We start from the raw sequence: 9,099 nt of genomic DNA, 5'->3' as shown, positions 1-9,099 counted from the left end.
GCTTGATTCAAATTGTTAAAGAGCGACGCAGCTTTTGGCTGCTGCGGGAGTGGCATTCTACTCAACCGCCTTCTCGAGTCAAGCCTTATTTTCAAAGGCTTTTCGAGGCTACCGACCGGCTTGTTTGCGTTGCCGCTTACCCTGTCGATGGAGGCGCATTATAGGGAGCGAATTCGTTCTGGCAAGAGGATTATTGCAAAAAGATGACACCCACGGTTCGTTCGCTCACTAATGCAGCAATGCGCTGTATTGGCAGCCAATAAGGGTGCAATTCGCTCGCGTTTTATATTTATAGGGGGATAAGTGATGTCGACGGATCAAGGTTGTATCGAATTGGCTTTTCAGAACGCCATAACCATGATGATCGGGCTTCCGCCTTCGGGTAACATAGCGCCCCTTTGCGATTACCACACTCTTGGGCTTTGGAGAGTTTAATGCCTTTTGCACTTGGCCAGCGTTGGATCAGTGATACAGAGACGGATCTGGGTTTGGGAACAGTCGTTGCTGTTGAAGGACGCATGGTTACCCTGTTGTTTCCGGCTACCGGTGAAAACCGCATGTATGCCAAAGAAGAGGCGCCGGTGACCCGGGTCAGCTTCAATGTGGGCGATCAGATAGCCAGTCACGAAGACTGGACCATGACGGTCGAAGAAGTGCAGGAGAAAGACGGCCTGCTTATATATGTCGGCACGCGCACCGACACCGATGAGCCTGTCGTCCTCAAGGAAGTGTTTCTCAACAACTTCATCAAGTTCAACAAGCCACAGGATCGTCTGTTCGCCGGTCAAATCGACCGCATGTCCCGTTTCACCCTGCGTTACGAGGCGCTGGTCAACCAGCACCAGCGTCGTCGCAATCCGACTCGCGGCCTGGCGGGCGGTAAAGTCAGCCTGATCCCGCACCAGCTCTATATCGCTCACGAAGTGGGTCACCGCTACGCCCCGCGCGTGCTGCTGGCCGATGAGGTGGGCCTGGGCAAGACCATAGAAGCGGGCATGATCATCCACCAACAACTGCTCTCCGGCCGTGCCCATCGCGTGCTCATCCTGCTTCCCGAAACCCTGCAGCATCAGTGGCTGGTCGAAATGCTCCGCCGCTTCAACCTGCATTTCTCCCTGTTCGATGAGGAGCGCTGCGTCGAGGCGTTCGCCGATGCGGAAAACCCCTTCGAGACCGAACAGCTGGTGATCTGCAGCCTCGACTTCCTGCGCAAGAAGCGCCGTCGCTTCGAGCAGGTGCTGGAAGCCGAGTGGGATCTGCTGGTTGTCGACGAAGCGCACCATCTGGAGTGGAGTGAGGAGGCCCCCAGCCGCGCCTACGAAATGGTGGAAGCGCTGGCCGAACAAGTACCGGGCGTGCTGCTGCTGACCGCGACCCCTGATCAGCTGGGCCACCAGAGTCACTTTGCTCGTCTGCGCCTGCTCGACCCGGAGCGTTTCTACGACTACGACGCCTTCCTCGCCGAGGAGCAGGCCTACGGTCAGGTCGCGAGCGCAGCCCAGGAGCTGCTGGATGGTGAAACCCTGAGCAATGAAGCCAAGCAAATCCTCGCCAGCCAGCTGGAAGGGCTGGACTTAAACGATGCAGCCGCCCGTCAGCAGGCGGTCGCCAAGCTGCTGGATCAGCATGGCACCGGCCGGGTGCTGTTCCGTAACAGCCGCGCCAATATTCAGGGCTTCCCGGAGCGCCACCTCAACGTCTACCCCATGCCGCTGCCGGAGCAGTACAAGACCGCCATCAAGGTGATGGGCATGATGGGTGGCAATGGCGGCGATCTGCAGACCCGTGCCTTGCGCTACCTCTATCCCGAGAAGATCTTCCAGCAGTTCGAAGGCGACAACGCTACCTGGACCCAGTTCGACCCGCGCATCGAATGGTTGCTGGAACTGCTGCTCTCCGCCCGTCAGCAGAAGGTGCTGGTGATCTGCTCCGAAGCAGCCACCGCCATCGCCCTGGAAGAGGCGCTGCGCACCCGTGAAGGGATCCGTGGCGCCGTGTTCCACGAAGGGATGTCGATCCTCGAGCGGGACAAGGCCTCCGCCTATTTCGCTCAAGCTGAGGGGGGCGCTCAGGTGCTGCTCTGCTCCGAGATCGGCTCAGAAGGTCGCAACTTTCAGTTTGCCAGCCATCTGGTGCTGTTCGATCTTCCTCTCAACCCGGATCTGCTGGAACAGCGTATCGGCCGACTGGATCGTATCGGTCAGCAGAATACCGTCGAGATCCACGTTCCCTATCTGGAAGGGACTGCCCAGCGCGCCCTGCAGCTCTGGTATCACGATGGTCTGGATGCGTTCGAGCAGACCTGCCCGACGGCCCGCCCGGTGTTCGAAGCGGTACGTGACGAGCTGTTCGAGCTGCTGGCCGCCAACACCGGCGAGCAGGGCCCCCTCGACGCCCTGCTGGCCAAGACCCGCGAACTGCACGAGCCGCTCAAGGCCCGGCTGGAACAGGGTCGCGATCGCCTGCTGGAAATCCACTCCAGCGGTGGCGAGGCCGCCCAGCAGTTGGTCGACAAGCTCGCCGCCGAAGATGACGACACCGGCATGATCTCCTTCGCCCTCAAGATGTTCGACGAGATCGGCGTCAACCAGGATGATCGCGGTGAAAATGCGCTGGTGCTGACTCCCGGGGATCACATGCTGGTGCCGAGCTTCCCGGGCCTGCCGCAAGACGGCATGACCATCACCTTCGATCGCAACACCGCCCTGTCGCGGGATGACATGGCGCTGCTCTCCTGGGATCACCCCATGATGCGCGGCGGTATCGACCTGATCCTGGGTTCCGAGATCGGTGCCACCTCGGTGGCACTGCTCAAGAACAAGGCGCTGCCGGTCGGCTCCATCCTGCTTGAGCTGATCTTCGTTGCCGAGTCCGCGGCTCATCCCCAGCTCTACCGTTTCATGCCGCCGACGCCGATCCGTCTGCTGATGGACAAGAACGGCCAGAATCTGGGAGAGAAGGTGGCATTCGATGCCTTCAACCGCCAGCTGACACCGGTCAACCGCCACCTTGGCAGCAAGCTGGTTACCGCATCCCAGCCGGTGATCCACGGCCTGATTGGCAAGGGCGAGGTCATTGCCAACGAACTGAAAGCCGGGATTGTCGACAAGGCCCGTGCCCAGATGGCGCAGACCCTGCAACAGGATCTGGACAGGCTGGAGGCACTCAAGGCGGTCAACCCGAATGTGCGCGACAGCGAGCTGGAATATCTGCGCAATCTGCAGGCAGAATTGCACCACCTGATCGACCAGACCCAGCTCAAGCTGGATGCCATCCGCTTTATTGTGGTTACCCATAACTGATAAAACGGTGAAATGGCCAAACCCAACGCGAGTTGGCTGCCATGCACTTTTATCGTGGTAATCCATAACTAATGGGGGCTTGCCCCCGCTTTGACCAAAGATGCGAGACGCTATGTTTGTATACTCACCGCCCCTGGAACCCTGGCTCGATATCCTGTTCAAGGACAAGGACATCATGGTGGTCAACAAGCCCACTGGCCTGCTGAGCGTCCCCGGACGCGGCCCCGAGAATGAAGACAGCGTGCTCCATCGGGTCAAGCAGCAGCATCCCAAAGCGGCGGCTGCCCATCGCCTCGACATGGCGACTACCGGCGTGCTGGTGATCCCGCTCACCCCCAACTCCCACCGGGAGCTGAGCCGGCAATTCCGCGAGCGGGAGACCGAGAAGCACTACCTCGCCTGGGTGTGGGGTGAACCGGAACAGGATGCGGGCGAAGTGGATCTGCCGCTCTGCGTCGACTGGCCCAACCGGCCGAAGCAGAAGGTGGATTTTGAGGAGGGGCGTCATGCCCTGACCCTGTGGCAGAAGCTGAAGGTGGAGAACGGCAACAGCCTGATCAAGCTGACCCCGATTACCGGTCGCTCCCATCAGCTGCGGGTCCATATGCTGGAGCTGGGTCACCCCATCCTCGGCGATAACCTCTACGCCAACCCGGATGCGCTGGCGGCTGCACCGCACCTTTATCTTCATGCGGCCAGCCTGACCATCAGCCACCCCAGAAGCGGCGAGCGGATGACCTTCGAGGCACCGGCCCCTTTCCCGGTCTGAGCCTGGCAGATAACAGCCCAATAAAAAGAAAGCCCCCATCGAGAGATGGGGGCTTTTTTATCGCTCAGACGCGGATATCGATCTTGCTTCCGAGGGAAGCACTGGCCGATGTCGGCGCTGCCGGAGCGGATTGCGCTGCTGTTTCCAGCAGTTTCAGTGCGGATTCGCCTTCTTGGGTCTGCTGCTTTTTGGCCAGGCTGGCCACCATCAGTGCAGAACCGAACGACGCATTTGCAGAACTAGAAATATCCATTGTGTACCTCCTGCCAAGAGACTATCGGCCGGGCCCGATGAGACATGAGCCATATCGTTCAACGCAGATATGCCTTGTCCGGCGAGCGCCGGGCCAACCAACGCTCTTCCATCTCCAGCAATGTCTGATAGGCCTTTTCAGCATGCTCCGGGCGACTGAACAGATATCCCTGCCCATACAGATGTATGTCGGTCAATGAGCGCAGCACATCGAGCTGCCCCTGGGTCTCGATCCCTTCACATACCAGTTTCTTGCCAAGCATGGAGCCCATACGGCAGATGTTGGCGACCAGTTCGGCCGCCTCGATGGAGGTGTCGATACCCTGAATGAAGGACCTGTCTATCTTCACCTTGCTCACCGGCAGCTTCTGCAGATAGCTGAGGGAGGAGTAGCCGGTGCCGAAGTCGTCAAGGGCCAGATGTACCCCCTGCTGGCTGAGATCCTGCATCAACTGCAGCGAGTTCTTGACCTCGCGCATGGTGGTGTCTTCCGTCACCTCCAGCACCAGGCTGGATGCGGGAATATGGTGCTCCATCAGCGCTCTGGCCACCAGCTTCAAGAGGTTGCGCTGGTACATGCCCGGGGAGATGTTCACGCACATCTGCAAGTCCACCAAACCCAGGTGCTGCCACTGATGAAGTTGCTCACATGCGGTATTCAATACCCAGCCACCCAGTTTCTCGGCCAGCTGAAACTCTTCCGCCACCTGGATCACCTCGTTGGGCGGGATAAAGCCAAGCTCGGGATGGCGCCAGCGCAGCAGCGCCTCCACGGCTTCACAGCGACCACTTTCCAGATTGACGATGGGCTGGTAATAGAGCTCGAGCGCATTGTGCTCCAGCGCCATCACCATGTCGGACGCAAGATGCTTGCGCCTGGCCGTCTCGTTGAGCAGGGAACTGTCATAGATGACATAGGGAACATGGGTCTTACGGCTGTGGGAGAGGGCCTGCTCCGCCCGGCTGAGCAACTCCTGGGTCTGGTTGCTGTCGGTCGGGAAGAAGGCGATACCGATACCAACCTCAAGCCGGAAAGGGTAGTTGTCGATGATGATGTCTTGCTTGATGGAGTGGAGCACTCTGGCCACGAGCTCCCTGACCTGGCGAAGATCGCTCCCCTCCCGTTGCAGCATGGCAAGCTGATCTCCCCCCAAACGCGCCACCCACTCCCCGTTTTCGCACAGGGCGCGCAGCCGCTTTGCCACCTCTTGCAACAGGAGGTCCCCAGTGTTGTAGCCAAACTTGCTGTTGATATCACGAAAGTCGTTGATGTCGACCAGCACCAGTCCGAAGGAGGTGTCACGGGTGACATAGGCATCCATCTTTTCCAGCAGCGCCAGCCGGTTGGCGAGCCCGGTGAGGGGATCGATCCTAGCGGTCCTGAAATGGCGCCTGGCTTCTCGCACCAGCAGGCCGCTGAGCAGAATGACGGACACCACCAGCCCCGACACCATGAACAGCAGGGCATTGCGCAACTGGCCAAAACGCGCGTCGTTGCCCGTATAGACGTTGATGTTGTTCTGCATGACGGAAGCAAGAGAGTAAGAGAGGGGTTCCTGCAAGGGCGCCAGTGTCATCATGACTTGTTGGTAATCCGGCGTCCCCGGTTTGAGTTTGACCAAATCAGGCTCCAGCTTGCGGATACTGCTTTCAGTCAGTTTCACCAGCCGCAGCGTCTTCGGATTGTCCGCGAGGCTTTTTCTCAATTGGCCGCTCAGGAGAATGGGGGTACGACTCCAGAGAATGTCATAGCGGAGCAGCAGGGCTTCCTGGTCTATGCCGCCATAGTGGTAAATCTCGACGGCATTGAGAAAGCGGCCCAGCTCGAGCTGCAACTGCATCAATGCCCATGAGACGTCATAGGTGTACTTCTCCATCACCCGGGTCGCATTTTGTATCTGCACCAGGCAATAGAGGGTGCTACCCGTGAACAACAGAATGGATAGATAAAGAACGCCGAGTAAGGGCCAGGCCCTGGTCTTCGCTTTCACCCAGTACTCCCGTAAACCACCGTTTTTACTGCTGAATGTCGATCGCACTCAGTTGCCAGATCATCATGTCGGTGAACTCGGAACGCCTGAGTTCGGGATGCTGATCCAGTGGCAGGATAAACCAGAGCGGCCCCTTGTCACGTACCCGCATGGTCATCCCGTCATCCTGCCAGGCCAGGATAGGATCGTATTGCTTGACCTTATCCCAGTTGATCCGGATCTGGAAACTGTTCAGGGCGGTGAGCGTGATGCTCTTGCCGTTGGCCTTCACCTCAGTCAGCACGTCCGCCAGTTTCGGCCCTACATATTTGTGCGGTTTGTCCACCCAGGGATTGCTCGTCACCACCTCATGCTGCGGCAGCGCCTGGATCATGGCCATATCGAACAGCACCTCTCCATCTGCCGGGTCGGCAGGGTCCAGATTCCCCGTCACCTTGAGAATGACCGGCCCCTGCGGTGTCGCCTGCGCCATGCCCGGCAAGGTCAGGGAAAGGAGTAACGGGAGAAGCCCTAAGTATCGCATGCTCACCTCAGATCATTTCACTATCAACAACTTCAGCTTAGTAGCACTAAAAAAAACGGCCCGCAAAAGCGAGCCGTTTGATGACTTGACGGGATTACATCATACCCATACCGCCCATGCCACCCATATCAGGCATGGCAGGTGCATCTTTCTTCGGCAGCTCGGAGATCATGCACTCTGTGGTGATCATCAGGCCGGCGACGGACGAGGCGAACTGCAGGGCAGAACGAGTTACCTTGGTCGGATCCAGGATACCCATGGCCAGCATGTCGCCGTACTGTTCGGTGTAGGCGTTGTAACCGTAGTTGCCTTCACCGTTCTTCACGGCATTGGCGATGACGGAGGCTTCTTCGCCGGCGTTGATGACGATTTGACGCAGCGGGGCTTCCATGGCGCGCAGGGCAACCTTGATACCGACGTTCTGGTCTTCGTTGTCACCACGCAGGGAGGCCAGCTTGGCAGCAACGCGCACCAGCGCTACACCACCACCGGCAACCACGCCTTCTTCCACGGCTGCGCGAGTGGCGTGCAGGGCATCGTCAACACGGGCTTTCTTCTCTTTCATTTCAACTTCAGTGGCAGCACCCACCTTGATCACGGCAACACCGCCGGCCAGCTTGGCCACGCGCTCTTGCAGCTTCTCACGGTCGTAATCGGAAGAGGTCTCTTCGATCTGCTGACGGATCTGGGCCACGCGGCTTTCGATCAGGGCAGCATCACCCACGCCATCGATGATGGTGGTGTTCTCTTTGGTGATGACGATGCGCTTGGCACGGCCCAGATCTTCCAGGGTCGCTTTTTCCAGCTCCATGCCCACTTCTTCGGAGATCACGGTACCACCGGTCAGGATGGCGATATCCTGCAGCATGGCCTTGCGGCGATCACCGAAGCCCGGCGCCTTGACGGCGGCCACTTTCACGATGCCACGCATGGTGTTGACCACCAGGGTCGCCAGCGCTTCGCCTTCCACGTCTTCGGCCACGATGATCAGCGGTTTGCCCGCCTTGGCCACACCTTCCAGCACCGGCAGCATTTCGCGGATGTTGGAGACTTTCTTGTCCACCAGCAGGATGAAGGGGTCATCCAGTTCGACGGAGCCGGTTTCCGGCTTGTTCACGAAGTAAGGGGAGAGGTAGCCGCGGTCGAACTGCATGCCTTCTACCACCGCCAGCTCGTCTTCCAAGCCCTGACCGTCTTCCACGGTGATGACGCCGTCACGGCCGACCTTGTCCATGGCTTCGGCAATCAGCTTGCCGACCTTCTCGTCGGAGTTGGCGGAGATGGTGCCTACCTGGGCGATGGCATTGTTGTCGGCACAGGGAGTGGACAGTGCTTGCAGCTCGGCAACGGCAGCCACAACGGCCTTGTCGATACCACGCTTCAGATCCATGGGGTTCATGCCGGCGGCAACGGCCTTCAGGCCTTCGTTGACGATGGCTTGAGCCAGTACGGTGGCAGTGGTGGTACCGTCACCGGCGGCGTCATTGGCCTTGGAAGCGACTTCCTTGACCATCTGGGCACCCATGTTCTGGAACTTGTCTTCCAGTTCGATTTCACGGGCAACGGAGACGCCATCCTTGGTGATGGTCGGGGCGCCGAAGGACTTGTCCAGCACCACGTTGCGGCCTTTCGGTCCCAGGGTCACCTTGACGGCATCGGCCAGGATGTTGACGCCTTCCAGCATTTTGATGCGAGCTTCGTTGCCAAACTTAACTTCTTTAGCTGCCATGTTCTTCAATCCTTAAATCAATTCGGGAAAAGAGGGAGGGTGATTACTCTTCGACAATCGCCAGGATGTCGGTTTCGGACAGGATCAGTACGTCCTGGCCATCCAGCTTTTCGGTCTTCACGCCGTAGCCTTCGTTGAAGATCACCTTGTCACCCACCTTGACGGCCAGTGCTTTGACATCCCCATTGTCCAGAATTCGACCAGTCCCCACGGCAAGAACTTCACCACGGGTGGACTTCTGGGCCGCAGTGCCAGTCAAGACGATGCCGCCAGCGGATTTGGCTTCAGCTTCGATGCGCTTGATGATGACGCGGTCGTGCAGTGGACGAATTTTCATCGATAACTCTCCCAAAATGAGTCTCTGTGTTGCTTGAGGAATGGCCGCAATCGGCCAAATTTGTCATGCCCCTGATCTGGGGCAACAGGGCTAGCCCTTCAAGGGCAAATACAAAAAAAATATTTTCACGTACTATGAACACCTTCGATGGATCACCCATCCCCAATCAGGAAGGCGGATGGAGACGGCCAGCATT

7 protein-coding genes are annotated in these 9,099 nt (G+C 58.6%); 2 read left to right on the top strand and 5 right to left on the bottom strand.

Annotation, left to right across the window (positions count from 1 at the left end; translation table 11 throughout):
* The first annotated feature begins 434 nt into the window (after positions 1-434).
* A complete protein-coding gene (gene rapA, locus AB5Y53_RS02425) occupies positions 435-3,302 on the top strand; it encodes an RNA polymerase-associated protein RapA (RefSeq protein ID WP_368181059.1) in 2,868 nt (955 codons plus the stop codon).
* Positions 3,303-3,414: 112 nt separating this feature from the next.
* Positions 3,415-4,071 (top strand): bifunctional tRNA pseudouridine(32) synthase/23S rRNA pseudouridine(746) synthase RluA, encoded by a 657-nt coding sequence (gene rluA / locus AB5Y53_RS02420; protein ID WP_042864434.1) that lies wholly within the window; start codon positions 3,415-3,417, stop codon positions 4,069-4,071.
* Between the two features lie 64 nt (positions 4,072-4,135).
* Here rluA and AB5Y53_RS02415 read toward each other — a convergent pair whose 3' ends face one another.
* The 5 genes from AB5Y53_RS02415 to AB5Y53_RS02395 form a co-directional block, all read right to left on the bottom strand.
* Positions 4,136-4,324, bottom strand: coding sequence for a hypothetical protein (locus tag AB5Y53_RS02415; RefSeq protein WP_010673139.1), 189 nt, complete (start codon positions 4,322-4,324; stop codon positions 4,136-4,138).
* A gap of 58 nt (positions 4,325-4,382) precedes the next feature.
* Complete coding sequence (locus tag AB5Y53_RS02410; protein ID WP_039040011.1) at positions 4,383-6,314, bottom strand: bifunctional diguanylate cyclase/phosphodiesterase; 1,932 nt, start codon at positions 6,312-6,314, stop codon at positions 4,383-4,385.
* A 25-nt stretch (positions 6,315-6,339) separates the two neighbouring features.
* A complete protein-coding gene (locus AB5Y53_RS02405) occupies positions 6,340-6,837 on the bottom strand; it encodes a molybdopterin-binding oxidoreductase (protein ID WP_162726145.1) in 498 nt (165 codons plus the stop codon).
* 94 nt (positions 6,838-6,931) lie between these two features.
* Positions 6,932-8,566, bottom strand: a complete 1,635-nt coding sequence (groL, locus tag AB5Y53_RS02400; RefSeq protein ID WP_042864436.1) for a chaperonin GroEL — start codon at positions 8,564-8,566, stop codon at positions 6,932-6,934.
* Between the two features lie 43 nt (positions 8,567-8,609).
* Positions 8,610-8,903, bottom strand: coding sequence for a co-chaperone GroES (locus AB5Y53_RS02395; RefSeq protein WP_005309514.1), 294 nt, complete (start codon positions 8,901-8,903; stop codon positions 8,610-8,612).
* Positions 8,904-9,099: the final 196 nt, after the last annotated feature.

The organism is Aeromonas sp. R7-5 (assembly GCF_040908015.1).
In the GTDB taxonomy this organism is placed as follows: Bacteria; Pseudomonadota; Gammaproteobacteria; order Enterobacterales; family Aeromonadaceae; genus Aeromonas; species Aeromonas caviae.
The sequence above is the reverse complement of the archived record's forward strand: the minus strand, read 5'-3'. Positions and strand labels throughout refer to the sequence as shown.